The organism is Bacteroides sp. AF25-38AC, from assembly GCF_003602995.1.
GTDB classification, from domain to species: Bacteria; Bacteroidota; Bacteroidia; order Bacteroidales; family Bacteroidaceae; genus Bacteroides; species Bacteroides uniformis.
In genome coordinates, this window is the sequence record NZ_QTMD01000016.1 from 75,379 (window position 1) to 101,311 (window position 25,933).

The 25,933-nt window shown below is 47.6% G+C and carries 25 protein-coding genes; 8 read left to right on the forward strand and 17 right to left on the reverse strand.

From position 1 onward, the window contains the following. Positions 1-41: 41 nt before the first annotated feature. Both DWY55_RS12570 and DWY55_RS12575 read right to left on the reverse strand, forming a co-directional pair. Positions 42-929 (reverse strand): LysR family transcriptional regulator, encoded by an 888-nt coding sequence (locus DWY55_RS12570; protein ID WP_057252305.1) that lies wholly within the window; start codon positions 927-929, stop codon positions 42-44. A 14-nt stretch (positions 930-943) separates the two neighbouring features. After that, positions 944-1,540, reverse strand: a complete 597-nt coding sequence (locus DWY55_RS12575) for a DUF6621 family protein (RefSeq protein ID WP_008665415.1) — start codon at positions 1,538-1,540, stop codon at positions 944-946. A 543-nt stretch (positions 1,541-2,083) separates the two neighbouring features. Here DWY55_RS12575 and clpB point away from each other — a divergent pair. Next, on the forward strand, positions 2,084-4,678 hold the full coding sequence (gene clpB / locus DWY55_RS12580) for an ATP-dependent chaperone ClpB (RefSeq protein WP_005831786.1): 2,595 nt from the start codon (positions 2,084-2,086) through the stop codon (positions 4,676-4,678). 86 nt (positions 4,679-4,764) lie between these two features. Here the strand turns inward: clpB and DWY55_RS12585 are convergent, their stop codons facing one another. From DWY55_RS12585 to nusB, 5 genes are all read right to left on the reverse strand, one after another. Then, positions 4,765-5,196, reverse strand: a complete 432-nt coding sequence (locus DWY55_RS12585; protein WP_005831788.1) for a DUF5606 domain-containing protein — start codon at positions 5,194-5,196, stop codon at positions 4,765-4,767. A 109-nt stretch (positions 5,197-5,305) separates the two neighbouring features. Continuing rightward, on the reverse strand, positions 5,306-5,914 hold the full coding sequence (gene coaE / locus DWY55_RS12590) for a dephospho-CoA kinase (RefSeq protein ID WP_005831790.1): 609 nt from the start codon (positions 5,912-5,914) through the stop codon (positions 5,306-5,308). Beyond that, entirely contained in the window at positions 5,904-6,920 is a 1,017-nt protein-coding gene (locus DWY55_RS12595; protein ID WP_005831792.1) for a YbbR-like domain-containing protein, read from the reverse strand. Before DWY55_RS12595 ends, coaE begins: the two co-directional genes overlap by 11 nt. Before the next feature lie 15 nt (positions 6,921-6,935). Continuing rightward, positions 6,936-7,271 (reverse strand): preprotein translocase subunit YajC, encoded by a 336-nt coding sequence (gene yajC / locus DWY55_RS12600; RefSeq protein WP_005831794.1) that lies wholly within the window; start codon positions 7,269-7,271, stop codon positions 6,936-6,938. A 38-nt stretch (positions 7,272-7,309) separates the two neighbouring features. Next, positions 7,310-8,236 carry a transcription antitermination factor NusB gene (gene nusB / locus DWY55_RS12605; protein WP_005831796.1) on the reverse strand — a complete coding sequence of 309 codons (927 nt, stop codon included), beginning with the start codon at positions 8,234-8,236 and terminating at the stop codon, positions 7,310-7,312. A gap of 219 nt (positions 8,237-8,455) precedes the next feature. On the opposite strand from nusB, the gene DWY55_RS12610 reads away from it, so the two are divergent. From DWY55_RS12610 to DWY55_RS12630, 5 genes are all read left to right on the forward strand, one after another. Continuing rightward, positions 8,456-8,863, forward strand: coding sequence for a PUR family DNA/RNA-binding protein (locus DWY55_RS12610; RefSeq protein WP_005831798.1), 408 nt, complete (start codon positions 8,456-8,458; stop codon positions 8,861-8,863). Between the two features lie 138 nt (positions 8,864-9,001). Beyond that, positions 9,002-9,592, forward strand: coding sequence for a 50S ribosomal protein L25/general stress protein Ctc (locus DWY55_RS12615; protein WP_005831799.1), 591 nt, complete (start codon positions 9,002-9,004; stop codon positions 9,590-9,592). A gap of 261 nt (positions 9,593-9,853) precedes the next feature. Then, complete coding sequence (gene pth / locus DWY55_RS12620; RefSeq protein WP_005831801.1) at positions 9,854-10,417, forward strand: aminoacyl-tRNA hydrolase; 564 nt, start codon at positions 9,854-9,856, stop codon at positions 10,415-10,417. Further along, positions 10,414-10,833, forward strand: coding sequence for an RNA-binding S4 domain-containing protein (locus DWY55_RS12625; RefSeq protein WP_008665410.1), 420 nt, complete (start codon positions 10,414-10,416; stop codon positions 10,831-10,833). Before pth ends, DWY55_RS12625 begins: the two co-directional genes overlap by 4 nt. A 15-nt stretch (positions 10,834-10,848) precedes the next feature. Next, positions 10,849-11,835, forward strand: coding sequence for a Gfo/Idh/MocA family protein (locus DWY55_RS12630; RefSeq protein ID WP_008665408.1), 987 nt, complete (start codon positions 10,849-10,851; stop codon positions 11,833-11,835). A gap of 58 nt (positions 11,836-11,893) precedes the next feature. Here the strand turns inward: DWY55_RS12630 and DWY55_RS12635 are convergent, their stop codons facing one another. The 6 genes from DWY55_RS12635 to DWY55_RS12660 form a co-directional block, all read right to left on the reverse strand. Continuing rightward, a complete protein-coding gene (locus DWY55_RS12635) occupies positions 11,894-14,167 on the reverse strand; it encodes a cation:proton antiporter (protein WP_057252309.1) in 2,274 nt (757 codons plus the stop codon). A gap of 132 nt (positions 14,168-14,299) precedes the next feature. After that, complete coding sequence (gene hisB / locus DWY55_RS12640) at positions 14,300-15,448, reverse strand: bifunctional histidinol-phosphatase/imidazoleglycerol-phosphate dehydratase HisB (protein ID WP_008665405.1); 1,149 nt, start codon at positions 15,446-15,448, stop codon at positions 14,300-14,302. Positions 15,449-15,641: 193 nt separating this feature from the next. Next, the gene (gene hisC, locus DWY55_RS12645; protein ID WP_008665401.1) at positions 15,642-16,682 is read right to left on the reverse strand and encodes a histidinol-phosphate transaminase; all 1,041 of its coding nucleotides are present in this window, start codon (positions 16,680-16,682) and stop codon (positions 15,642-15,644) included. 66 nt (positions 16,683-16,748) lie between these two features. After that, the gene (gene hisD, locus DWY55_RS12650) at positions 16,749-18,041 is read right to left on the reverse strand and encodes a histidinol dehydrogenase (RefSeq protein WP_117878421.1); all 1,293 of its coding nucleotides are present in this window, start codon (positions 18,039-18,041) and stop codon (positions 16,749-16,751) included. 201 nt (positions 18,042-18,242) lie between these two features. Next, positions 18,243-19,094 carry an ATP phosphoribosyltransferase gene (gene hisG / locus DWY55_RS12655; protein WP_008665397.1) on the reverse strand — a complete coding sequence of 284 codons (852 nt, stop codon included), beginning with the start codon at positions 19,092-19,094 and terminating at the stop codon, positions 18,243-18,245. A 362-nt stretch (positions 19,095-19,456) separates the two neighbouring features. Beyond that, on the reverse strand, positions 19,457-19,948 hold the full coding sequence (locus DWY55_RS12660) for a PaaI family thioesterase (RefSeq protein WP_117689063.1): 492 nt from the start codon (positions 19,946-19,948) through the stop codon (positions 19,457-19,459). A gap of 160 nt (positions 19,949-20,108) precedes the next feature. Between DWY55_RS12660 and DWY55_RS12665 the strand changes: the two genes are divergently transcribed. Then, positions 20,109-21,212, forward strand: a complete 1,104-nt coding sequence (locus DWY55_RS12665; RefSeq protein WP_371413538.1) for a DUF4421 domain-containing protein — start codon at positions 20,109-20,111, stop codon at positions 21,210-21,212. Between the two features lie 27 nt (positions 21,213-21,239). Here DWY55_RS12665 and DWY55_RS12670 read toward each other — a convergent pair whose 3' ends face one another. From DWY55_RS12670 to DWY55_RS12685, 4 genes are all read right to left on the reverse strand, one after another. After that, a complete protein-coding gene (locus DWY55_RS12670; protein ID WP_005831821.1) occupies positions 21,240-21,902 on the reverse strand; it encodes a DUF2490 domain-containing protein in 663 nt (220 codons plus the stop codon). A 228-nt stretch (positions 21,903-22,130) separates the two neighbouring features. Beyond that, complete coding sequence (locus tag DWY55_RS12675; protein WP_057252311.1) at positions 22,131-22,790, reverse strand: CatA-like O-acetyltransferase; 660 nt, start codon at positions 22,788-22,790, stop codon at positions 22,131-22,133. A 62-nt stretch (positions 22,791-22,852) separates the two neighbouring features. Beyond that, a complete protein-coding gene (locus DWY55_RS12680; protein ID WP_117878419.1) occupies positions 22,853-24,886 on the reverse strand; it encodes a protein-disulfide reductase DsbD family protein in 2,034 nt (677 codons plus the stop codon). A 17-nt stretch (positions 24,887-24,903) separates the two neighbouring features. Beyond that, a complete protein-coding gene (locus DWY55_RS12685) occupies positions 24,904-25,212 on the reverse strand; it encodes a Dabb family protein (RefSeq protein ID WP_008665385.1) in 309 nt (102 codons plus the stop codon). 102 nt (positions 25,213-25,314) lie between these two features. Here DWY55_RS12685 and udk point away from each other — a divergent pair, with 102 nt between their 5' ends. Next, positions 25,315-25,926: a uridine kinase gene (gene udk / locus DWY55_RS12690; protein ID WP_005831829.1), complete on the forward strand. Its 612-nt coding sequence runs from the start codon at positions 25,315-25,317 to the stop codon at positions 25,924-25,926. The last annotated feature ends 7 nt before the right edge of the window (positions 25,927-25,933 follow it).

The window sequence follows — 25,933 nt, forward strand, 5'->3', positions numbered from 1 at the left end:
ACACCCGCCAATCGTTTCTACTTATAGACTATAACTTATTGTTATCGGGACATAAACATATAGTTCATAAAGGCTTGTGACAATCCTCCTTCCTGCCCTTGCAACTGGACAAAGCAGAAGTCGCGAAGCATGGGCATATCCTTTATCTCGACCACGCGGAAAGTGCCTGCAGCCAGTTCCTTGCAGATGGAACGGATAGACACGATTCCCATGCAATCGGAGTTTTCAAGAAAGAGCTTGATGCTTTCGGTACTACCCAGGTACATCAGTACATGGAGTGAGGCAAGCTTGACGCCGTGCTTCTGGAGCGAGCGTTCTATCACATCCAACGTACCAGAACCACGCTCACGAAGCACTAAAGGAATAGCGAGCAAATCCTGGGGAGTAATCTCTTCGGGCAATTGTAAACGGCTTTTGGAATGGACTACCGCTACCAGTTCATCCTCAAGAAAAGTAGTGTACTTCAGATTGGGAAGGCGGAAAACCCCTTCCACCAATCCCAAGTCAATGCGGTGTTCCTGCAAAGCGGCTTCTATTTCCCGGGAATTTCCATTGAGCAAGGACAAGTTGACCTGCGGAAACTTGCCGATAAAACTGCCCAGCAACGGAGGAAGCACATACTGCGCAATGGTAGTGCTGGCTCCCAACTTGAGTTCGCCAATATATTCGTTATGCAACAAGTGCATTTCATATTCCAGCCGTTTATAGTCCTCCAATATCCGTTCGCAATGCTCCAAGAGCAGCCGGCCCGACTCGGTCAAACTGATTTTACTTCCCTGCCGGTCGAAAAGCCTCGTCTGATAAGTGGCCTCCAGCTCCTGGATATGCTTGGTTATAGCCGGCTGACTAACAAACAACTCTTGCGAAGCCTTTGTAAAACTCAAGTTCTTGGCAACAGACTGAAACACTTTTAAACGGAAATCACTCATATACTTCTTATATCCTATAACTCGTCAGACTTGATGCCGAAAGCATGCGCCAAAGAATAAAACACCGGCTCCAGGCGGCAATACACCGGGCTCAGAGGTTCCTCCGTAATGAAATACACAGCTTTGCCCCGTTCTTCTTCATTCTTGTCTTTGAAGAAACCCGCCAGCTTTTCCTCCACTCTATTACCATATACCTGATGGAAAGGCAACAACATCAAACACTTCACATCTGCAGAATCAAGCGCCAGGTTCATCAGGTCAAGAAACAACTCTTCGGTAGAGACTAAACCAGAAGAGGTGACGGAAGAAAATGTAAATTCGCCCAACGGCGTACGGCATGCCTGGTGATTCAGTTTATTCACATCGGATGGTTCACAACACTTCAGCACGTCCGCTGCCGGAGTATGCACCAGCAACACTTCCACCTCATTTTCTTGTTCTCTCAAGCCGGCGTCCAATGCCAGATAGCTCAACCATGCCGGCAGGTCAACATCGGGTAGCTTCCGTCCCAACTTACCTTCCAAAAAGTTCTTTGCACCATATACCACTTCATTCAGAAATGCAACATCTATCAATATCACATTTGCCGGAAACTTTATCTTATCCTCCATTATCTTCTATTTTAATACGTGATTATACATAATGCTCCTCTGCAAGCGGAGCTCCGAAAATCTACCACACAGAAAGCACAAAACTTTGAAGCAGTAAAAGTACGACAAATTTATCAATAACTTGTATCATCCCAAGCAATTAATCTATATCTCCGAAGCGGAAAGAGAATATCCTTCCCCCGCAACACGGAAACCTTGGAGCTGGAACACGAAGACTTAGCTACTAAAACATATAGGCCCTCACTACATAAGATGTGCATCTCGTACTACATGAGATGTACACCTCGTACTACATGAGATGCACATCTCATGCATGACATCCTTATTTGCCCTTCTCTTTAACCAATAGAGTTTAATACGAAAAGGAACTTTGCTCCAACTTCTTATCTAAAGAAGTAGAAAGAAACAAAACGACTGGTTTACAGACAATTTGTCATTTTACATATTTTATATGCAGACAATTTGTCCGAAATGTGCCAATGGCAAATCTTTTGCGCCTTCCCAAGTGTTATGAAACTGATAAAATAGAAAGGAGAACAAAATATGAACTTTAACAACTTTACCATTAAAGCGCAAGAAGCGGTGCAGGAGGCTGTGAACCTGGTACAAAGCCGTGGACAGCAAGCCATCGAGCCCGTGCATGTGCTTCAAAGCGTGATGAAAGTGGGTGAAAATGTCACCAACTTCATCTTCCAGAAGCTGGGCATGAACGGTCAGCAGATAGCACTTGTACTGGACAAGCAAATTGATTCTCTGCCCAAGGTATCCGGCGGAGAGCCATACCTGAGCCGTGAAACGAACGAAGTGTTCCAGAAGGCCACCCAATATTCCAAGGAAATGGGTGATGAATTCGTCTCCCTGGAACCGGTACTGCTGGCTTTGCTGAATGTGAAAAGCACTGCATCCACCATTCTGAAAGATGCCGGGATGACGGAACGCGAACTGCGGGAAGCCATCAACGAACTGCGAAAAGGAGAAAAAGTAACTTCACAATCCAGCGAAGACACTTACCAGTCATTGGAAAAGTATGCCATCAATCTGAACGAAGCAGCCCGCAGCGGCAAACTGGATCCCGTCATCGGCCGTGACGAAGAGATACGGCGTGTCCTGCAGATTCTGAGTCGGCGTACCAAGAACAACCCGATTCTTATCGGTGAACCGGGTACCGGTAAAACAGCTATCGTAGAGGGACTTGCCCACCGTATCTTGCGTGGAGACGTCCCCGAGAACTTGAAGAACAAACAAGTCTACTCCCTGGATATGGGTGCACTGGTGGCGGGCGCCAAATACAAAGGCGAATTTGAAGAACGCCTGAAGGCCGTTATCAACGAAGTGAAGAAGTCCGAAGGAGACATCATCCTCTTCATTGATGAAATCCACACCCTGGTGGGTGCAGGCAAGGGCGAAGGCGCCATGGATGCCGCCAACATCCTGAAACCCGCCCTGGCACGCGGTGAACTGAGGAGCATCGGGGCCACTACCCTCGATGAATATCAGAAGTATTTCGAAAAGGACAAAGCGTTGGAGCGCCGCTTCCAGATTGTCATGGTGAACGAACCGGACACGCTGAGCACCATCTCCATTCTGCGTGGTCTGAAGGAACGTTATGAGAACCATCACCACGTACGGATTAAGGACGATGCCATCATTGCCGCCGTAGAGTTGAGCAACCGTTACATCACCGACCGTTTCTTGCCGGACAAGGCTATCGACCTGATGGACGAAGCCGCCGCCAAGCTGCGTATGGAGGTCGATTCCGTACCGGAAGAGCTGGACGAGATTTCGCGTAAGATAAAGCAACTGGAGATTGAACGTGAAGCCATCAAGCGCGAAAACGACAAGCCCAAACTGGAACAAATCGGCAAAGAACTTGCCGAGCTGAAGGAGCAGGAAAACTCGTACAAAGCGAAATGGCAAAGTGAAAAGACCCTTGTCAACAAAATCCAGCAGAATAAGGTGGAAATAGAGAACCTGAAGTTCGAGGCCGACAAAGCAGAACGGGAAGGCGACTATGGCCGGGTGGCCGAAATCCGTTACGGCAAACTGCAAGCGCTGAACCAGGAGATTGAAGAAACGCAGCAAAAACTGCACGAGATGCAGGGTGACAAGGCCATGATTAAAGAGGAAGTGGACGCTGAAGACATCGCCGACGTAGTATCTCGCTGGACCGGCATACCGGTAAGCAAGATGCTGCAAAGCGAAAAGGACAAACTGTTGCATCTGGAGGCGGAACTGCACCAGCGTGTTATCGGGCAGGACGAAGCCATCGAGGCCGTATCCGATGCCGTACGCCGCAGCCGTGCCGGATTGCAAGACCCGAAACGTCCTATCGGCTCATTCCTTTTCCTGGGAACCACCGGTGTAGGTAAGACGGAATTGGCAAAGGCGCTGGCGGAGTTCCTCTTTGACGACGAGACGATGATGACCCGTATCGACATGAGCGAGTATCAGGAGAAACACAGCGTTTCCCGTCTGGTTGGAGCGCCTCCGGGATATGTGGGCTACGATGAAGGCGGACAACTGACAGAAGCCGTAAGACGGAAACCGTATTCTGTCGTCCTGTTCGATGAAATCGAGAAAGCGCATCCGGACGTATTCAACATCTTGCTGCAAGTGCTGGATGACGGACGTCTGACGGACAACAAAGGACGTACGGTCAATTTCAAGAATACGATTATCATCATGACCTCCAACATGGGCAGCGGCTATATCCAAAGCCAGATGGAGAAGCTCAACAGTAGCAATAAGGAGCAAATCGTAGAGGAAACCAAGAAGGAAGTGATGAATATGCTGAAAAAGACCATCCGCCCGGAATTCCTGAACCGTATCGACGAAACCATCATGTTCCTGCCACTGACAGAGCCCGAAATCAAGCAGATTGTGGTGCTCCAAATCAAGAGTGTGCAGAAGATGCTTTCCGGTAACGGTGTGGAACTTGTTCTGACAAATGCCGCCATAGACTTCCTTGCCAATGCAGGTTATGACCCTGAATTCGGCGCCCGCCCGGTGAAACGTGCCATACAGCACTATTTGCTGAACGACTTGTCGAAGAAGCTGCTGTCCCAGGAAGTAGACCGCAGCAAGCCTATTACAGTGGATGCCAATACCACTGACGACGGACTGGTTTTCAGAAATTAAAAGCAATCCGTATCCCCCCAATAAAAGAGGCGATTCCCGACTATTGAGAATCGCCTCTTTTATTTTGTATTTCAATCCTTCTCCGATTACTCGGCCTTGCTTTCCTCCTTCGTTTCTGCCGCAGGAGTTTCTTCAAAATCCGTCATACCGCTTGCCACCAGCAAATTATACCAAACAATCAATTTCTTGATGTCGGACGGATATACGCGGTCGCGATCGAAGGTAGGCAATACCTCTGCCAGGTAAGCACGCAAATCGTCGGCAGTAGCCTTCTTTAAGTCCATCACTACGGCAGCGCCGTTTTCCTTTTTCTTCATGGAAAGAAGCACTTCCTTCAAAGGAACATCTTCCGTATCTGTATACATGGCGATATCGCCCAAAGAAGTAATCTTCTCATTACCATAGGCAGGGAAACGTTTCTTGTCTGCAAGCGACTCTACAATCAACATATTTTTTCCCTGAGAAACAAGCTTATACAATCCCGGTTTACCGGAAATGGACAAAATAGTCTTCAACATAATATATTCTGTTTTGATGATTAGTAGTTATTTTTTTCGGGGGGCAAAGATAATGTAAGCCGAAGACAATACAAAATAAGCTTGCTTATTTTTATTGTTAAGGAGATGCCTATTTGCGTAACAGATAGTGCATTTTTTCAGATAGCGAACCGATTAGCTCTAAAACTTGCGGAATCAATGGGGTTTCGCCATCATTTACAATGACAAAATCTGCATATTTACGCTTTTCTTCGTCATTCATCTGGCTACGGATACGCTTTTCTATCAATTCGCGCGAGGAAGCATCCCGCCGGACGGCACGTAAAATGCGCACCTCTTCGGGCGCATAGACCATAACAATAGCATCCACTTCACCCGCAAACCCCGCTTCGACCAGAATGGCCGATTCTATACCGACAATGGGAAAAGCGGTGCGGCATTGTGTCCACCGCCTGAAATCCTCCTTTACACGAGGATGCACAATACAGTTGATTTCTTTGGCATGCTCCGGACTGCCGAAAAGATAAGACGCCAACAAAGGCTTGTTCAGCGTGCCACCGGCATACACTTCCGCACCAAGCAAAGCTGACAGTTCCTCGCGGATAAATGAGTCGGAAACCATCAACCTCTTCGTTTCCAAATCCGAGATATAGACGGGAACACCCAATACCTCCAGCAGCCGGGATACCGTACTCTTTCCGCTACCGATACCACCGGTTATACCTATCTTAATCGCCATAATCAGGAGAAACTTGCTCTATCAGAAAATCCACTTGTGCCGGATTGAAGCGTACCTGGCTCACCCCTTTCGGCAGATTCTTAATCTTTACCGTATACTTGTCGGAACCCAGACGGAGCAGTTCCTCATAGGACACGTAAATATGAAAATCATCAGCGTTAATCTGCCTGAAATGACTCAGACCAACCTGAAACGTGACCTGCACCTTGGAAGGGAAAGCGCGCAGCACCTTGTCGGCAGGAAAGTTAACGCCACGCAACGGCACCTCCACTGTCTTTTCCGTATAAATATCCACCGGAAGCATCATCTCAATGGAAGAAGGCACAAACTTCACACCTTTCTGGATACGCAGGGGGACTTGCTGCCTCAAGGTATCCGATATATCTTCCAGCTTCACCGGTTGCGTATAGGCAACAGCAATCGTATCCAGCACGCCTTGCGGCGCATACACCAATACGGAATCGGGACTGAATATCGTATCCGAAAGATAATACTCACGTCCGGCACTCAGCGTGCCGCGCAGCTTCACCGGCACCAGTTTGGAGGCCCCCGTCGAATAGATGTACTCCAATGTATCCGGCTTCATGGAAAGCAGGCGGGTAGAGGCATTCAGCTGGTTCAGCACTTTCTTTTCAAACTGCGAGGGATATATCCTTACTTGATTATCCACGCCCTTATAATCGGCATAATCGAGAATAACGGGATAAAAGCTCTTTCCCAACATATAGTTGAGCAGTACCGTTCCCTTATCCTTTACCTTGATACGGAGTTCTGAAGCAGGTTCAGAGGTAATCACCACATTATTGGGCACTCCCTTCAGCCGCACCGGTATAGAAAAGTCCGCCTCATAGTCGTTGTTCAAGGTCTGCAAGAGCCAGAAGCCACCGGCTACAAAGAAAAAAAACAAAAAAATGAAGAACTCCCTGCTTTTATCGCTAAGCAGAAAGTCCTTCACTTCTCTTGATATCTTCAGATATGTACGTTGTATGTTCCTACGTTCAAACATAGGCTCACATTTCTATTATTTAGATGCCTGACTGCTGTTCGCATCAGCAGCTGCAGCAAAAATAGAATTCTTGTCTATACGAATCTTAACGTTAGAAGCGATTTCAAGCACCACATCATTGTCGTTGATTTCCTTGATAACACCATGGATACCACCAGCTGTGATTACTTTCTGATTCACTTGAAGCGATTTACGGAAGTTTGCTATTTCCTTTTGCTTCTTGTTTTGAGGACGAATCATAAAGAAATACATAATAACGAACATGGCTATCAGCATAATCCACATCATGCTACCACCACCGGCAGGGCCTGCAGCGGGAGCCTGCAGGAAGAATACAGTCATTAAGTTCATAAATACTCAGTTTTGGTTTCTATTATTAAACAAAGGTATTAGTTTTTCGTTAACTTACCTTCTTTTTTTAATTGATTAACTATTCCATCCAATGTACCGTTCACGAAGCTGCCACTTTTGGCCGTGCTGTAAACTTTGGCAATATCGACATATTCGTTCAACGAAACACTCACCGGAATGTTCGGGAAACTTAATATTTCGGCCAAGGCACACTGCATGATTACAACATCCATAAAGGCTACACGGTCCAAGTCCCAATTACGCGTATTCTCGCTGATGAGGTGACGGTAATAGTCACAGTTCAAGATGGCACGGCGGAACAAACGGCGTGCAAATTCCTGGTCTTCCTCATCCTTGAACTCTGGTAGAAGTTCCTGATTGGCACCATTCTTCTCTTCAAAGCGCTTGATGGTTTTCAGTACGAAAGTATCCACAATCTCCTTGTCGTCATTCCAGTAGAGGCTCTGGTCTTCGAGCACATTGTCCAAGGCTTCGTTGTTGAAGACAAAAGTCTTATACAGCTTTCTCCACAATTCACGGTCGTATTCGTAAGAATTGTCCGAAGAAGCCATATATTCCTTATATATATCTGATTCCACAATTTTCTCATACAATCCCTTGACAAAGTCTTCATCATTGGCCCACGTGCGCTTTTGGTTGGCAATGAATTCCGTCAATTGTTTGTTCACTTCCAACTGGGCTATGAACTTGTTTTCCACAAATTTCATGTTGGGATACAGCTCCTCGGCAGTGGGAGCCAGCTTAGCTTTTGCCGCATCAATACGTTTTTGTGCGTAGTTCGTCAAAGCTATCATCAGCATCAGCAGGTAGTTGTAGAGGTCGTATGCCTTTGAAAGGCTAAAGAACAATTCTTTCTCCGCTGAGTCTAAATTTTTACTGCCATTCTGATAATAAGCATATACAATCTGTATAATCTTAAGACGAATAAGAACTCTGTTGATCATAATTCTAAAGTAAATACTAGTGTTTTAACAAGGCGCAAAAGTAGGCATTTTTAATGAGTTTACATAAATAAATCACATTTTTTAATGCAGATATTGATTATCCGGTCTTTTTCTTTTGACAGTTTAAAAAAAATCGTCAATTTTGAGCCCGATAAAGAGCTAAAAGCTACGAGATACGAGTTTTAAGGTGATAATATCAAAATTGAGACCTATTATAATATGGAAGACTTTAAGAAGAAAAACGCAGCGGACATGAATGACAAGGAGATTGTATTCTCCCAATCCATCAAAGCAGGTAAGCGCATCTACTATTTAGACGTCAAGAAAAACAGAAAAGACGAAATGTTTCTCGCCATCACGGAAAGCAAGAAGATTGTGATGGGCGAAGGAGACGACTCGCAGGTAAGTTTCGAAAAGCACAAAATCTTTCTATACAAAGAGGATTTTGAAAAGTTCATGAACGGACTTCAGCAAGCCATCGGCTTCATCCAGGAACAGCAAGGCTGCTATACAAGACATACCACTGACGAAGAGGCTGAAAGTCCCGAAACGGGAAAAGAAGAACTGCCGAAAGAGGAAAAAGCGTCTTCATTGGAAGGAGAAATCAAGATAGACATTGAATTTTAAGTTATAACCTTTTGATAATTCAAAAAGAAGCTGTACTTTTGCACCGCTTTTTTGCAACATCGTGTGGCAAGCCACATCGTGTGATGGTGAATTAAGCAAAAAATTTACTTAATTTAGAGTAACACAAAAATTTTTAAAATGAAATCAATTGAAGTAAAAGGAACTGCAAGAACTATTGCAGAACGTTCTTCGGAACAAGCAAGAGCTTTGAAAGCTATTCGTAAAAACAACGGTGTACCTTGCGTACTTTATGGTGCAGGTGAAAATGTTCACTTCACTGTACCTGCAGAGGGTCTGCGTAACTTGGTTTACACTCCGCACATCTACGTAGTTGACTTGGTGATTGATGGCAAGAAAGTAAACGCTATCATGAAAGATATCCAATTCCACCCCGTAAAGGATACTATCCTGCACGTTGACTTCTATCAAATTGACGAGGCTAAGCCTATCGTTATGGAAGTTCCGGTACAGATGGAAGGTTTGGCAGAAGGTGTTAAGGCCGGTGGTAAGCTGGTACTCCAGATGCGTAAGCTGAAAGTAAGAGCTTTGTATAACGTAATTCCTGAAAGACTGATTATCAACGTTGCCCACTTGGGACTTGGTAAGACTGTTAAAGTTGGCGAATTGCAATATGAAGGATTGGAATTGCTGAATGCCAAAGAAGCTGTTGTATGCGCCGTTAAGCTGACTCGTGCTGCAAGAGGTGCCGCTGCTGCTGCAGGCAACTAATCGATTCTTTTCAAGAAAGACTAAATATTCGGGAACGCGGATTAACGCAGCCAACGCAGATTTCATACTGATTTCCGCGGAAAGTTGCGATAATCCGCGTTCTTTTTACGGCTCACGAGAGTGTATAATTCACCACAGATTACACAGATTTGCACAGATAGACATCTTTGATTATCGGTACATTAAATTCATTCTGTGTTAATCTGTGTAATCTGTGGTGAATACTAGTTTTAACACCCTCATAAACAGGAAGCACTGACTATGAAATATTTAATTGTAGGATTGGGCAATATCGGCCCCGAATATCACGAAACCCGCCATAACATCGGATTCATGGCAGTAGATGCTCTGGCCAAAGCAGCGGGTGCCACTTTTACCGACGGACGTTATGGTTTCACCACAACACTGTCAGTCAAGGGACGCCAACTGTTACTGCTGAAGCCTTCCACCTTTATGAACCTCAGCGGCAACGCCGTACGCTACTGGATGCAAAAGGAAAACATTCCATTGGAGAATGTGTTGGTAGTGGTAGATGACCTGGCACTGCCTTTCGGCACACTGCGCCTGAAAGGTAAGGGAAGCGATGCGGGACATAACGGCCTTAAGCATATTGCATCAACGCTGGGCACCCAGAATTATGCACGCCTGCGTTTCGGCATCGGTAATGACTTTCCCCGTGGTGGGCAGATTGACTATGTGCTGGGACATTTTACCGATGAAGATTGGAAAACAATGGGCGAGAGATTGGAAACAGCCGGAGAAATCATCAAAAGTTTCTGTCTGGCGGGAATAGATATCACCATGAATCAATATAACAAGAAATGAACGAAGCCAGAATTGACAAATGGATGTGGGCCGTACGCATCTTCAAGACACGTACCATAGCCGCCGAAGCCTGCAAAAAAGGACGCATCAGCATCAATGGCGCACTGGCAAAGGCTGCCCGTACGGTGAAGCCGGGAGATGTCATACAGGTGCGCAAGCCTCCCGTCACCTATTCCTTCAAAGTGCTGCAAACCATCGAAAAGCGTGTCGGCGCAAAGCTTGTTGCCGAAATGATGGAGAATGTAACGACTCCGGAACAGTATGAACTGCTGGAGATGAGCCGTGTCAGCGGTTTCGTCAACCGTGCCAAGGGTACCGGACGGCCGACGAAAAAAGACCGCCGGAGTCTGGAAGAATTTACAGAACCGGAATTTCTGGATGATTTCGACTTTGAATTCGATTTTGAGGAAGAGTAAAATAAGGGAAAGATTATGAGCGAGAGAATAATTAAATGGGGATTCATCGGTTGCGGAGAAGTGACCAAATACAAAAGCGGACCGGCATTTCAGAAAATAGAGAACTCCGAAGTAGTGGCCGTCATGAGCCGAAATGGCGACAAGGCTAAGACCTACGCCAAGGAAAGAGGGATTCCCAAATGGTACGACGATGCCCAGGAACTGATTGACGACGAAGAGGTGAACGCCGTGTACATTGCCACTCCTCCTTCTTCACATGCTACATACGCCATCATGTCCATGAAGGCAGGCAAACCGGTCTACATAGAGAAGCCGATGGCCGTTACCTACGAAGAGTGCTGCCGCATCAACCGGATTTCCAAGGAAACGGGTGTTCCATGTTTTGTCGCGTATTACCGCCGCTATCTGCCCTACTTCCTGAAGGTAAAGTCACTGGTAGAGGAGGGACATATTGGCAATGTCATCAACATTCAAATCCGCTTCGCCCAGCCTCCCCGCGACCTCGACCATAACAAGGAAAACCTGCCGTGGCGCGTGCAACCGGACATTGCCGGCGGAGGATACTTCTATGACCTTGCGCCCCACCAGATAGACTTGCTGCAGGAAATCTTCGGATGTATCCTCGAAGCCAGCGGCTACAAGAGCAACCGTGGCGGACTATATCCTGCCGAGGACACTCTAAGCGCATGTTTCCAGTTTGACAGCGGACTGGTGGGCAGCGGCTCCTGGTGCTTTGTTGCCCACGAATCCGCCCGCGAAGACCGTATAGAAATCATTGGAGACAAAGGCATGATTTGTTTCTCCGTATTCACCTATGACCCCATTGCGCTGCATACGGAAAGAGGACGTGAAGAAATCATCGTCGAAAACCCCACCTACGTCCAGCAACCGCTTATACAGGCAGTGGTAGACCACCTGCTGGGCAAGTCCGTCTGCAGCTGTGACGGCGAAAGCGCCACTCTCACAAACTGGGTGATGGACAAAATACTGAACAAGCTCTGATTAACGACTATGAAGGTGTGCCTAAAAACTATCAAGAAGTAAGATGCCTTTTGTTTTGTCACACCTCCATGTCGAAACCTTCGCCTTTCTGACTGACTAATTCGTACACATCGGCACTCTCGCCTACAACCCATACCACATCGCCTTCTACAAAAGGTTCATGCGGGTCGGGAGCATGCAGGGTCTCCCCTCCCCGCTCCACACCGGCAATCAGGCAGTGATACTTCTCGCGTATCCCTGCTTCCTTCAGGGTCTTGTTCAGGAAAGGAGACTGCCCGTCCACACAGAACTGGCGTAGAATCATCTCGCTCTTCTCTATCACATCCGTATTCATGGCAGACACCTTATCCATCTCCTTGCCGAAGATGTTCAGTTCCTCGTCCGTGGCAATCACTTGTATCTTGTCCTGTGGAAAAAGGCGGACAGACGCTCCGGGAATATTAATCCGTTTCTTGCCCCGAAGGATGGAGACCACATGGATGCCGTATTTCTTTCCGAAATTCAGCTCCGCCAATGTCCTGCCCACCCATGCCGACTCGCCGGGGATTTCAAAATCCGTCAGGTGCAGGTCGCGCGACAGCAGACGCCCCGCATACTCCGGTTTCTTCTCTCCCATATACTCGGCACGCATGTCGCGGTACCGCAGATTCTGGAAGAATGTCCTCTCTATCATGATGGACTGCTTCTTCAACTGGCGAGAGAGTATCATCAAAGTCACCAGCAGCACCGCCACTCCAAACACCAGACCGACGGACATCTTGAACAAACCGGCTATTACGAACATGACGAACGAAACGCCCAGCAGCAGACGCAGTACAATGGTGGCCACCAACGGTGCCCGGTTTCCACGGTTATCCTTCCATAAAGTCACGAACTCTTCCGAGTGGTTCTTTTTAATCATGATGGCACGCAGGAACGGAGCTATACACAGAATGATGATAAAGGCAGCCAACAGAGAGCCCCATACCCCGGGCAGACTGTCGTGCACGAAAGGCACCAGAAAACGGAACGCCAAAGCTATCACCGCCACGCAAATGATGGAATACACCACCGTAATCCTGACCAGCGCAAATATCAGTTTCTTCCACAGACTCTCGTGGTTCATGGTCTGCGAACCTGAAGCATAGCGGGTCAAGAACTTTCTCCATTTTTCCGGCAAATGCGTATCCACAAGATTGGAAGCCGGTTCTGCCAAACGAATCATATAAGGAGTGAGGAAAGTGGTGATGACAGACACCGCCACCACAATAGGATACAAGAAATGGCTGGTGACATGCAGTGACACGCCCAGCGAAGCTATAATAAAGGCAAACTCACCGATTTGCGTCAGACTGAAACCGCATTGCATAGCCGTCTTCAGCGGTTGCCCTGCCAGCAGCACACCCAGCGTCCCGAAGAGGGATTGCCCGAGGATGACCGCCAGAGTAATCACGACAATAGGTCCCGCATACTCCACAATCATGGCCGGGTCTACCATCATGCCGACCGATACGAAGAAGATGGCGCCGAACAAGTCCTTGACCGGCTTCACCAGGCGCTCTATGCTCTCCGCCTCTACCGTCTCGGCAAGAATGGAGCCCATGATGAACGCGCCGAAAGCAGCCGAGAAACCCGTGTGCGCGGCCATCACCACCATACCGAAACAGAGTCCGAGAGAGACTATCAGCAAGGTTTCCTCGCTCATCAGCTTCCGGCACCGCTTCAGCAATCCGGGGATGAGGTATATCCCTACGACGAACCAAAGTATCAGGAAGAACAGCAGTTTGGCAATGCTCCCCAGCATCTCCGTACCCTCGAAGTTATGGCTGACTGCCATCGTGGAGAGCATCACCATCAATACGATGGCAAGAATATCCTCCAGGATAAGCACACTGAGCACCAGCCCCGTGAACTGTTTCTTGCGCATCCCCAAATCATCAAACGCCTTATAGATAATGGTAGTGGACGACATGGCAATCATACCGCCCAGGAAGATACAGTCCATCCGTTGCCAGCCGAACCCGGTACCTACCGCCACTCCCAACAATATCATACAAAAGATGATGGTACACGCAGCAATAATCGCCACGCCTCCCACCTTCACAATCTTCTTGAAGCTGAATTCCAATCCCAGTGCAAACAGCAGGAAGATAACGCCTATATCCGCCCAGGTCTGTATATTAGCCGTGTCCATCACCGACGGTGTATAGGCCATGTGAGGGCTGGCAAGGAATCCTGCAACTACATATCCTAACACCAGCGGTTGCTTCAATTTCTTAAAAAGCAGGGTCATAATCCCCGCACAAATCAATATCAGAGCTAAATCAGCTATCAAAGGGGCTAAATGTGACATAACACTACTTATCTATTAATCAGAGATATACAACTGCAAAACTCTGCAATACATCTGCAGTAGCTCTGCAATACATCTGCAGTGGCTCTGCAAAAGGTATGCAGTAACTTTGCAGCAGTTGTCTGTACGATTCTACAACACTCCTTTCGAGCTTGGCAGTTCAAAGTGATAAATATCCCTTTTCACCGCCATCTTCAGCGCACGTGCCAGCGCCTTGAAGATGCCTTCTATCTTATGATGTTCGTTCTGCCCTTCGGCTTTTACATTAAGATTCATCCGGGCGGCATCACTCAAGGACTTGAAGAAGTGCAGGAACATTTCCGTAGGCATGTCGCCTATCTTCTCGCGCTTGAACCCGGCATCCCATACCAACCACGGGCGACCGCCGAAGTCGAGGCACACCTGGCAGAGACAATCGTCCATAGGAAGGGCATAGCCGTAGCGTTCGATGCCGCGCTTGCTTCCTAAGGCCTGATAAAGGCAGTCGCCCAGAGCAAGAGCGGTATCCTCGATGGTGTGGTGCTCGTCCACTTCGAGGTCGCCTTTCACACGGATGGTGAGGTCCATGCCGCCGTGCTTGCCTATCTGCTCCAGCATGTGGTCGAAGAAGCCCAGTCCGGTCGCGATGTCACAATGCCCGTTACCATCCAGATTCAAGGATACGTATATATCTGTCTCCTTGGTAGTACGACGTACTTCCGCCGTACGCTCACCGGCAAAGAGGAATTCGGCAACCTTATCCCAATCCCTGGTGGCGAGGGCGCAGTAATCTTCAAGTCCGTCACAAGCGGCACCGCCACCTTCGGAAACGGGTTTCAATGATGCCGTGTCATCTTGCAGAAGAATGGCACGGCAGCCCAGATTCTTTGCCAGTTCCACATCCGTAGGCCGGTCGCCAATGACGAAACTGTGGGACAAATCGTAGTCCGGGTTATCGAGGTATTTGGCAAGCATTCCGGTACGCGGCTTGCGGGTCGGTGCATTGTCGTCGGGCATGCTGCGGTCTATGCAGATGTCGTCGAAGGTGATGCCTTCGCCTTCCAATGTCTTCATCATCAGGTTGTGTGCCGGCCAGAAGGTCTCTTCCGGAAAGGAGGCGGTGCCGAGACCGTCCTGATTGGTCACCATTACAAAATCAAAATCCAGCTTGCTGCGGATGAAGCCAAGATTGCGCATCACTTTCGGATAGAACTCCAGCTTCTCCAGGGAGTCCAGCTGATAATCAATGGGCGGCTCAATGACTAAAGTCCCGTCACGGTCTATAAAAAGTAGTTTCTTCATTTTAAAGGATATTTTTTTTGAGGGAATAAAGGGAGTTATCGGGAGTTAGAAGGAGGTAGAAGGAGTTAGAGGAGTTAGAGGAGTTAGAGGCCAGTAGTTCTGCTTGCATAAGCATTACTTGTATAGAACAGCAGTATCGGCCTTTAACTCCCTTTTAATCCCTTTACCCCCCTTTTACTCCCTTTAACTCCTTCTACATATATTCCTTCAGCGCTTCAATCAATTTTTCATTCTCTCCTCTCGTTCCCACCGTCACCCGCAGGCAATTTCCGCAGAGTGACACGGAGTTACGGTTGCGGACAATGATACCCTTGCCTACCAGATAATTGTAAATCTTCACGGCATCCGTCACACGGGCCAGGAAGAAATTGGCATGGGAAGGGAACATCTTCACCGTACATGGCAGTGCGGCGAACTCGGCTTCCAGATTCTCCCGTTCTTCTTTCAAGGTCTTCACCCAACGTTCTATTTCATAATAGCGGTGAAGCATTTCCACTGCCTGCTTCTGTGTCAGCTGGTTCACGTTATAGGGATATTTTATCTTACTGAGGATGCCGATAATCTCCGGTGAGGCAAATGCCATGCCCAGACGGATGGCAGCACATCCCCATGCTTTGGAGAAGGTTTGCAGTACAATGAGATTCGGATACCGATTCAAATTTTCGAGGAAGGAAGGTGCTTCGGAGAAGTCATTGTATGCCTCATCCAGTATCACCAACCCATCAAACTGGCGAATCAGCGTTTCAATCTCGCTACGGAGCAGGTCATTGCCGGTAGGATTGTTGGGAGAGCAGATAAAAATCAGTTTGGTATGCTCATCCGCAGCAGCCAAAAGCTTGTCGGCAGAGAACTGGAAATCCTCATCGAGCAGCACCTTGCGGTACTCCACATCATTAACGTCGGCACAGACTTGATACATGCCGTAGGTAGGGTCGATAGCCACTACATTGTCCACACGGGGTTCACAAAAAGCACGGAACACCAAATCGATAGCTTCGTCACTGCCATTCCCTAAGAAGATGGAATCGGGACTCACCTTTTTAATTTTAGACAATTCTGTCTTTAACTCCCGCTGCATGGGGTCGGGATAACGGTTGTGCGGCATGTTATAAGGATTCTCGTTTGCATCGAGAAAAACGGATGCCGCAGCACCATTATATTCATCACGTGCTGAAGAATAAGGCTTCAGACGCCAGATATTCGGACGGGTAAGTTCTTGTAATGTTTTCACCATGTTATTTATGATTTGACAATTTACGATTAAAATTACTTTAAGCCATCAGCTCTCAATTTTCAACTTTCAATTTCCATTTTCCAACTGCCCCAGTCTCACACTCACAGCATTCTTATGCGCATCCAGCTGTTCATTGGCAGCCATCAGCTCGATGGCAGGGCCGATGATATTTAATCCTTCCGGCTTTATCTCCTGAAAAGTTATCTTGCGGATAAAGCTGTCGAGGCTGACACCGCTGTATGCTTTGGCATAGCCGTTTGTCGGCAGGGTATGGTTTGTGCCCGAAGCATAATCTCCCGCACTCTCCGGAGTAAGAGAACCCAGGAATACGGAACCGGCATTCACGATACGTTCTGCCACGGAAAGATAATCCTCGGTTTCTATGATAAGATGTTCGGGAGCATACGCGTTGGTCAATTCAATGGCTTCTGTCATGCTGTCCACTACAATCAGTTTGCTATTGGCAAGAGACTTTTCGGCAATCTCTTTACGTGGCAGTAAGGCCAGTTGGCGTTCCACTTCCACCTTTACAGCTTGTTGCAATTCGACAGAGGTCGTAATTAATATAGCCTGACTGTCCACTCCGTGTTCTGCCTGGCTCAACAAGTCGGCGGCGACAAAAATCGGATTAGCTGTTTCGTCAGCCAAAACTTCTACTTCCGAAGGTCCTGCCGGCATATCTATCGCCACATCACGCAAGCTCACAAGCTGTTTGGCAGCCGTGACATACTGATTTCCCGGACCGAATATCTTGTAAACCTTAGGCACACTTTCCGTTCCGTATGCCATAGCGGCAATGGCTTGTATGCCGCCAGCTTTGAAAATCCGGTTGACACCTGCCACTTTTGCGGCAAACAACACAGCGGGATGTACCTTTCCGTCACGTCCCGGAGGGGTGCAGAGAACAATCTCCTTGCATCCGGCAATCCTGGCGGGAACGGCCAGCATCAGTACCGTAGAAAACAGCGGAGCCGTTCCTCCGGGGATATACAATCCCACCTTTTCTATGGCAACCGCTTTCTGCCAGCAGGTCACCCCCGGCTGAGTCTGCACTTTCTTGCCCTCAAAGCGTTGTGCGGCGTGGAAAGTCTCGATGTTCTGCTTTGCCAGGCGAATAGCTGCTTTCAAGTCTTCACTCACCAGGTTTTCCGCTTCCTGCTGTTCCTCTTCCGACACTGCCAGCGAGGCCAACACCACTTTATCAAATTTTTCTTCATAATCCAGCACAGCACGGTCTCCCTCCTCCTTCACACGGTCAATAACACTCCGCACCGTATCAAACAGATTCTCCGTATTCATCACCGGACGTTTCAGAATCTCTTGCCACTGGGATTTATCGGGATTACTAATCAATATCATAATGACATGTTTTTAAAGATTTATGCATAAACCATGATATTATTGGAGGTGTGTCAAAACTCTCTGAAGACTTTCTTTTAGGCGCTGATTACGCGGATTTCACGGATTTATTTTACCGAATCCGCGCTATTTCGCGTAATTCGCACCTAATGTCGTAACATAAAGAAAGCGTTTATATACTTTTGACACATCCTCGAGGCTTTAAATTATCATTTTCTCAATCGGCAGCACCAGAATGCCTTCCGCCCCCAATGCCTTCAACTTTCCGATAATCTCCCAGAAACACTTCTCGTCGAGTACGGTATGTACTGAGCACCAGCCTTCTTGTGCCAAAGGCATCACCGTGGGGCTCTTCATGCCCGGAAGTACAGAGACAATCTCATCCAGTTTCTCTTTCGGGGCATTCATCAGCACATACTTCTTATCTTCGGCTGTCTTCACAGCATCCATACGGAACAACAGCTCCCTCAATATCCCTTGCTTTTCCTCGCTCAGGTTCCTGTTACCAATCAGCAGGGCTTCGGACTTCATCACAACCTCCACTTCCTTCAGGCGGTTGCTCACCAGCGTAGAACCGGAACTTACAATATCGAAAATGGCATCTGCCAGACCGATGCCCGGCGCCACTTCTACCGACCCCGTAATGACGTGTATCTCCGCATTCACCCCATTCTCTTTCAAAAAGCCGGAAAGGATACCCGGATAAGATGTCGCAATCTTCTTTCCGTGAAACCACTTCACCCCCGGATACTCAATATCCTTCGGCATGGCAAGAGACAGACGGCATTTGCTGAATCCCAGACGCTTGATTATCTCTGCATCCTCATTCTTCTCAACAAATTCATTCTCACCCACAATTCCTATATCAGCCACTCCGGTAGCCACAGACTGCGGAATGTCGTCATCCCTCAGAAACAACACTTCAAGAGGAAAGTTTGACGACTGCACCAACAACGAGCGCTTCATGGCACTCAACTTTATATCCGATTCTCCCAAAAACGACATGGTCTCGTCATACAGACGACCCTTAGCTTGTACTGCAATTCTTAACATAAGGTTATTTACTATTTTACGATTTACTATTTACTATTTTGAATGAGATGACAGAAAACAAAACGAGGCTTACCAATATTCGGCAAGCCTCGTCTGTTATGTCATCTGTTGTACATATACACTCATACGCCCACCGAGTTATTCGTTAGGATGATGATGGTGATGATGTGCAACGATATTCTTCATATTTTTTGGATTTTAATGCGACAAAAGTAAACTAAAAGTTTGAAACTCCAAAAGATTTATCACAAAAAGTTTATTTTTTCTTTCAAATTCATCTTAGTTCACCACAAATTACACAGATTTGCACAGATTATTTTTATTCCAATCTATGCAAATCTGTGTAATCTGTGGTGAAACAATTAAATCAACGGCAATATTTCCTCCTGCTCTACTTCGCAGCTATGGAAATGCATTTCCGCTTCCGCCTTCTCCTTCGGAAAGGTAAAGTAGGTGCAAGTGGCTTCTGTGCAAAGTTCGCCCATGCTATTATACAGGCGTGCTTCTATGATAGCAATATTCCGCTTCTGCTCGCGAAGCGAAGCCCGCAGCACCACATGCGTGTCGTTGGTCGATATGGATTTGCGGAAGCGGGTTTCCATTTTCGATGTCCCCCCGCCGGTCTGCAGCTTGCGGAACACGACCCAGCCGCAGATTTCATCCAGCAATACGGACTGGATGCCTCCATGCAACGTATTCAGCCACCCTTGATACTCCGGACGCGGCTTCCAGATGCTCACCACCTCGTCACCGTCCTCATAAAACTCCATTCTCACACCGGCTTCATTGTCAGGAGAGCAACCGAAACAGTTGTAGCCCTCCATATCTTTCCACGGATTGATAATCTTCTTCATATCGTATTCTTCTTTATCTGGTTTTGATTCATAAAGTCTCTCAATAAGACGTTCAATATTAGTCATTCCGATTGAGAACTACAAATTATTGATGCCTTTTTCAGAGAAAAATTAGCGGGATACTGTTCAAAAACCGGTTATTTTATTTAGCTTTGTATAAATGAGAGAGAACAACAAGATGCAAAGAGGGGCCTTTTTCTGCTTATGGATATTATTTACATTCTCATTGTTTGCGCAAAACAAGGAGAACGGTTCTGTCGCATGCGACAGCATCGTATATAAAAATACCTTCAGAAAAGCATTGAAGAAATTCCTCAACTTCAGCGACTTCGACACTACCTATATCAGTCCCAACCGATACAACTACGCCCTGATGCTCGACCATTTCACCAATTACGAGTATTACTCCGTGGGCAATAACGACCAGCGGCTCCGTTTCTCGCCTAACCCTCACAACAAGATAGGCGCTTACTTCGGATGGCGTTGGATATTCCTGGGATGGGCTGTCGATACGGACTGGCTCTACGGAAAGAAAAGCAAGAAAAAGCGCGGTACGGAGTTTGATCTCAGTCTTTACAGTTCCAAACTGGGAGTCGACATTTTCTATCGCAGCACCGGAAACGACTATAAGATACACAAGGTATCCGGCTTTTCCGACGAGATTCCCTCCAATTATTCCGAAGATTTCAACGGATTGAAAGTAAAGATGAAGGGATTAAATCTGTATTACATTTTCAACAATCGACGTTTCTCCTATCCAGCCGCCTTCAGCCAGTCCACCAACCAGCGCTGCAATGCAGGTTCTTTCATTGCCGGATTCTCCGTATCCACCCACAATCTGAACTTCGACTATACCAAGCTGCCCGAAATCATTCAGGAAACCATGAACCCGGGTATGAAGGTGAAACATATCAAATACACGAACATCAGCCTCAACGCCGGCTATGCCTACAATTGGGTGTTTGCCCGCAACTGCCTCGCATGCCTGTCGTTCAATCCGGCTGTCGCCTACAAGACATCACGCATAGAGAAGACAGAAGAGCGGGAAGCGGACGACTGGTACAAGAATTTCAATATCGACTTCATTCTGCGTGCAGGTGTGGTATACAACAACAGCAAATACTTCGTGGGTACCTCATTCGTAGGACGGACATACGACTACTACAAAAACAGTTTCTCCCTGAACAACGGGTTCGGCACCCTCCAAATATATGCCGGATTCAACTTTTATCTGAAAAAGGAGTACCGGAAGAACAAAAAGTAAAAAAAGGCTTTCAGCCCTCATCTCCCCTCAAAAGCTATAAACACACTCCACCCCTACTATATCCTTCCGCTTATCCTTCTCCCATTGCCTGCAATAGAAGATGTCCGCCTCCCAGCGCTCGGACAAGGGCAACGTAATACCCCCACGATAGCGCATCCGCTTTACTCCGAAGTGCTCTGTCTTATTCAAACCATTATACATCTCGGCCGAAGCATACGGTTCCAGCTTGCACTTCGGAATGTCATAGGCAAACTTCGCACGCGAGCGCAAGCGGAACTCATCTCTATGCCCATCGAACGTATGCTGAAAGCGCTCACGCAAGGACAGTTTCACCCTTTGCACACGGGCAGACAGAGTGCCTTCCAAACGGTAGCGGTGCCGGAACTTCCAGCCATCTGCCCCCCGATTGCGGTAATGCGTCTCATACCCAGCTCCAAGCTTCAGGAAAGGCAACAGCTTATAGCTTCCCCCCACCTTCAGCCCCCACCGGTCTGTCTTTCCCAAATCATCCTTTGTACGCCACTCCAGCCCACCGGAAACAGTAAATGCCGGCTTCAACTTATATTCGAAACCGGCATTCGCCCAAGTGGCAAAATCCTTCTCCTGCGCCCGCAGGGAAAAAGACGAAACAACCCATAGAACTATCGGCAAAACAAGTACTTTCGTGCATGAAGATATATTACTTACCATACGCTTATTCTGTTAAAGTGTCAAAGGTAAGGATAAATTCTGTAACAATTCTGTAATACTACAAATCTTGTCTGCACATTTCCGATTTTTCAATGATACTTAAAAAACAGAAACCGAGATACAAAAAACAACTCAAAGTTGCCATATATGTATGGCATCATATATATATATTTGTAGCATGAAAAAACACCCTTATAAGCGTTTCATAGATTATTTATTTGGGGTGATTCATTTATGTGAAATCTCTTTCAAATACTCCTCCACCTTTCCGAAGAAGGAGGTCAAATGAGAACCGTCGACAAAAGCATGGTTCACATAAATGGAAAGAGGAAATACCAGACGGCCTTCACGAGATACGGCCTTGCCGGCAGTCATCAACGGATAACTGCAACCGTTGCCTGCTTCGGCAAGTGTATAGGTTATCGAGGTGAAATACATTTTGGGAACCGCACTCAGATGGACCACATCGTAATCGCCTTGCTCGGCAAGAATCTTTTCGGCTCCATAAGGGTCACCGTCCTCGGGCATGTTTGTTATCAAGGCGTAGGCTTCGGCATAGAAACGTTCAAAGTCTTCGTAATAGGGAATGCGCATGGTATAGAATGTTTTCCCAGGAACGGCTATCGGAGAAATGATGTCCACCCGGTCGTGAAAAACAACCCGGCCTTCCTTGTCGGTACGGTAACGGAGTTCATCGACTTCATTGGCCGAACGCACCACAGCATACAGATAATAAAGGAAAAAGGAGCGCTTTGCAGCCCGGGCTGCAGCACTGGCTTCCGTGCAGTCAATCTCTGTGGTGACGGAATACCAGGAATTTACAAAATTGCGGAAAAAGCCGTAGTTATCCCGGCGTTCCCAAGCATCAATGTCTATAATGTGTTTCATACAAAAAGGGGATTTAGTGAAAAAAGGATGCCTTTTTACAAGCATCCTTTTTCCAATTCTATTTATTTCTCTTTCTTATAATTCTCCAGTCCTGTCTGCAGGAACTCAATATATTTGGGAATATCCTCGTCGTAGGAGTAGGACTTGTTGAGCGGCTTGCCTTCGTTGTCAATCAGCACATAGAAGGGCTGCGCATTGGCACCGAACTTGACACGCTGCAGATAACTCCACTTGTCGCCTACGGTACGCAGTGTACGTTCCGTGCCGTTCTCCACAATCTTCACGGGAGAAGGAAGCGGGGTCTTGTTGTCCACGTAGAGCGTGATAAGCACATAGTCGTTGTTGATAATGTCACTCACCTTCGGGTTTGTCCATACGGCAAGCTCCATCTTACGGCAGTTCACGCAACCATAACCGGTGAAGTCGAGCATCACGGGCTTGCCATGCTGACGGGCATACTCCATACCGAGGTCGTAATCATCGAACTTGGCATGCACTTCATTATTGTAAAGATTGAAGTCTTGCGTCTGCATGGGCGGCGCAAAGGCACTGACAGCTTTCAACGGAGCTCCCCACAAACCAGGAACCATATACACCGCAAATGCCAGTGAGGCCAACGCCATAAAGAAACGGGGTACACTAACCTTTGAATCGTCATCATCGTGCGGGAACTTGATTTTGCCCAACAAGTAGAAACCAAGCAGTGCAAAAAGTACAATCCACAAAGCAAGGAACGTTTCACGGTCGAGGATGCGCCAACCGTAAGCTAAATCGGCTACCGAAAGGAACTTCAGGGCAAAAGCCAGCTCCAGGAAGCCAAGCGTCACCTTGATGATATTCATCCATCCACCGGATTTGGGCATGGACTTCAACCAGGACGGGAATAAGGCAAACAGCGTGAAAGGCAATGCCAATGCAATGGCAAAGCCCAGCATGCCAATAGCGGGAGCTACCACGCTGCCCGTCGTGGAAACCTGAACCAGCAGGAATCCAATAATAGGTCCCGTGCAGGAGAAAGATACCAGCGACAAGGTAAACGCCATCAAGAAGATGCTGAGCAGACCACTTGTGGCCTCAGCCTTACTGTCTACGGCCGTACTCCATTTGGAGGGCAACGTTATTTCGAACGCTCCGAAGAAGGAAGCCGCAAACACAACCAACATCAAGCAGAAAAGGATATTGAATACTGCATTCGTAGAGAGTGCGTTCAGTGCGCTGGCTCCGAAAATCAGCGTAATGGCCAGTCCGAGCGTCACATAAATCACTACGATGGAAGCACCATACGTCCATGCATCACGGATGCCTTTCTTCTTATCCTTGCTACGCTTCAAGAAGAAGCTGACCGTCATCGGGATGATGGGCCATACACAGGGGGTGAAGAGCGCCAGCAGCCCGCCGGCAAATCCCGTAATGAAAATATAAATCCAGGACATGTCTTCCTGCGAAGTGGTTTCGCCCAAAGAATTCAGTTCACTGATGACCGGCTTCCATAGGTCCACCTTGTCCGCCACCTTGATTTCCGTCGGCCCGTCCGCACCGCCGATGGCAGCCACGGGAGCCGTGCCGGAGACAGTCTCCTGCTTTGCGGGCTGTTCTTCGGCTTTCGTTTCAGCGGCAGCGGCGGCAGCTTCTTTGGCAGCCCCTTCTGCCTTGCCGGAGAACTTGAAAGGAACTTGTGTGGGCGGCAGGCAGTTTTCATCGTTGCAAGCGCCATATTCCAGATAGCCTTCTATCTGATAAGCGCCACCCGTCAACTTCAGCTTCTGCACAAATTGCGCCGTATTCTCAAAATAGCGCACCTTCATTTCGAACAACTTGTCGAAAGTAGAGATTTCCTTGCCTACGGGCTTCAGTTTGCCCACCACTTCCGCTCCGGAGATTTTCTCCACATTGAAAGTCGCCGAGATAGGACCGCCATCGCTCAGGTCGGTGGAATAGACATGCCAGCCCTTGTCAATAGCAGCCGTAAAAACAGCCTCCGCTTCGCCGGTAGCCAGAGTTTTCAGTTCGGAATTGAACTTGACGGGGTCTTGTATCTGTGCCTGCACCGCCACAGCGAAGAGCAACAGAACGAAAGGGAACAGTAATTTCTTCATGTTCTCTGATTTAATTTTTAATTTTCAATTATCTCGTAGTCCACGCAGGCACGGCTCTCTTTCACAGCAGCGATAAGCTTGCCGGCAGCTACATGGTCGGGATGGGTAGCATAGTATTTCACGTCATCCAACGTATCGAACTCACTGTAAAGAGCGATGCTCCAAGCCTCGGCAGGATTGATGTTCAATCCGACTTCAATCTTGCGGATAACGGATATTTTAGCCGGAAGCGCTTCGATAGCTGCCTTGAAACTGTTCATCGCAGCCAACTTTTCGTCAGCCGGTGCCTCATCTTTTAACTTAAATAATACAATGTGCTTTACCATAACTTTGCCATTTAAATGATTTATCACTATATTTGTCAGCCTAAGCGGCTGTTTTAACAACTGCAAAAATACTGGTTTTGTTTCAAATATACACTTAAACGGATGTTAATAATAGGAATTGCAGGCGGAACCGGCTCGGGAAAGACCACCGTCGTACGTAAAATTATCGAAAGCCTACCGGCTGGTGAAGTGGTATTGTTGCCACAAGACTCTTACTACAAGGACAGCAGCCATGTGCCCGTGGAAGAACGGCAGAACATCAACTTCGACCACCCCGACGCTTTCGAGTGGAGCCTTCTTTCCAGGCATGTCGCCATGCTGCGCGAAGGAAGAAGCATAGAACAGCCCACCTACTCATACCTGACGTGTACCCGGCAGCCCGAAACCATCCATATCGAGCCCCGGGAAGTCATCATCATTGAAGGCATCCTTGCCTTGTGCGACAAGAAGCTGCGAAGCATGATGGACCTGAAGATATTTGTAGACGCCGACCCCGACGAACGCCTGATTCGTGTAATCCAGCGCGATGTAGTGGAACGCGGACGCACGGCCGAAGCCGTCATGGAACGCTATACACGTATACTGAAACCCATGCACCAGCAATTCATAGAGCCCTGCAAACGATACGCCGACCTCATTGTGCCGGAAGGCGGAAACAACCAGGTGGCCATTGATATATTGACCATGTACATCAAGAAGCACTTGGGGAGTTAATTTGTAA

Excerpts from the sequence above, each read along its gene's own strand:
- DWY55_RS12610 (WP_005831798.1), top strand. The coding sequence starts at position 8,456 with ATGGAAGACTTTAAGAAGAAAAACGCAGCGGACATGAATGACAAGGAG.
- DWY55_RS12615 (WP_005831799.1), top strand. The coding sequence starts at position 9,002 with ATGAAATCAATTGAAGTAAAAGGAACTGCAAGAACTATTGCAGAACGT.
- hisB (WP_008665405.1), bottom strand. The coding sequence starts at position 15,448 with ATGAAGAAACTACTTTTTATAGACCGTGACGGGACTTTAGTCATTGAG.
- DWY55_RS12635 (WP_057252309.1), bottom strand. The coding sequence starts at position 14,167 with ATGTCACATTTAGCCCCTTTGATAGCTGATTTAGCTCTGATATTGATT.
- DWY55_RS12585 (WP_005831788.1), bottom strand. The coding sequence starts at position 5,196 with ATGTTGAAGACTATTTTGTCCATTTCCGGTAAACCGGGATTGTATAAG.
- DWY55_RS12570 (WP_057252305.1), bottom strand. The coding sequence starts at position 929 with ATGAGTGATTTCCGTTTAAAAGTGTTTCAGTCTGTTGCCAAGAACTTG.
- DWY55_RS12575 (WP_008665415.1), bottom strand. The coding sequence starts at position 1,540 with ATGGAGGATAAGATAAAGTTTCCGGCAAATGTGATATTGATAGATGTT.
- DWY55_RS12630 (WP_008665408.1), top strand. The coding sequence starts at position 10,849 with ATGAGCGAGAGAATAATTAAATGGGGATTCATCGGTTGCGGAGAAGTG.
- hisD (WP_117878421.1), bottom strand. The coding sequence starts at position 18,041 with ATGATATTGATTAGTAATCCCGATAAATCCCAGTGGCAAGAGATTCTG.
- DWY55_RS12680 (WP_117878419.1), bottom strand. The coding sequence starts at position 24,886 with ATGAAGAAATTACTGTTCCCTTTCGTTCTGTTGCTCTTCGCTGTGGCG.
- DWY55_RS12670 (WP_005831821.1), bottom strand. The coding sequence starts at position 21,902 with ATGGTAAGTAATATATCTTCATGCACGAAAGTACTTGTTTTGCCGATA.
- udk (WP_005831829.1), top strand. The coding sequence starts at position 25,315 with ATGTTAATAATAGGAATTGCAGGCGGAACCGGCTCGGGAAAGACCACC.
- hisG (WP_008665397.1), bottom strand. The coding sequence starts at position 19,094 with ATGTTAAGAATTGCAGTACAAGCTAAGGGTCGTCTGTATGACGAGACC.
- clpB (WP_005831786.1), top strand. The coding sequence starts at position 2,084 with ATGAACTTTAACAACTTTACCATTAAAGCGCAAGAAGCGGTGCAGGAG.
- DWY55_RS12685 (WP_008665385.1), bottom strand. The coding sequence starts at position 25,212 with ATGGTAAAGCACATTGTATTATTTAAGTTAAAAGATGAGGCACCGGCT.
- DWY55_RS12595 (WP_005831792.1), bottom strand. The coding sequence starts at position 6,920 with ATGTTTGAACGTAGGAACATACAACGTACATATCTGAAGATATCAAGA.
- pth (WP_005831801.1), top strand. The coding sequence starts at position 9,854 with ATGAAATATTTAATTGTAGGATTGGGCAATATCGGCCCCGAATATCAC.
- DWY55_RS12660 (WP_117689063.1), bottom strand. The coding sequence starts at position 19,948 with ATGAAGAAGATTATCAATCCGTGGAAAGATATGGAGGGCTACAACTGT.
- DWY55_RS12665 (WP_371413538.1), top strand. The coding sequence starts at position 20,109 with ATGAGAGAGAACAACAAGATGCAAAGAGGGGCCTTTTTCTGCTTATGG.
- DWY55_RS12625 (WP_008665410.1), top strand. The coding sequence starts at position 10,414 with ATGAACGAAGCCAGAATTGACAAATGGATGTGGGCCGTACGCATCTTC.
- DWY55_RS12675 (WP_057252311.1), bottom strand. The coding sequence starts at position 22,790 with ATGAAACACATTATAGACATTGATGCTTGGGAACGCCGGGATAACTAC.
- nusB (WP_005831796.1), bottom strand. The coding sequence starts at position 8,236 with ATGATCAACAGAGTTCTTATTCGTCTTAAGATTATACAGATTGTATAT.
- coaE (WP_005831790.1), bottom strand. The coding sequence starts at position 5,914 with ATGGCGATTAAGATAGGTATAACCGGTGGTATCGGTAGCGGAAAGAGT.
- yajC (WP_005831794.1), bottom strand. The coding sequence starts at position 7,271 with ATGAACTTAATGACTGTATTCTTCCTGCAGGCTCCCGCTGCAGGCCCT.
- hisC (WP_008665401.1), bottom strand. The coding sequence starts at position 16,682 with ATGGTGAAAACATTACAAGAACTTACCCGTCCGAATATCTGGCGTCTG.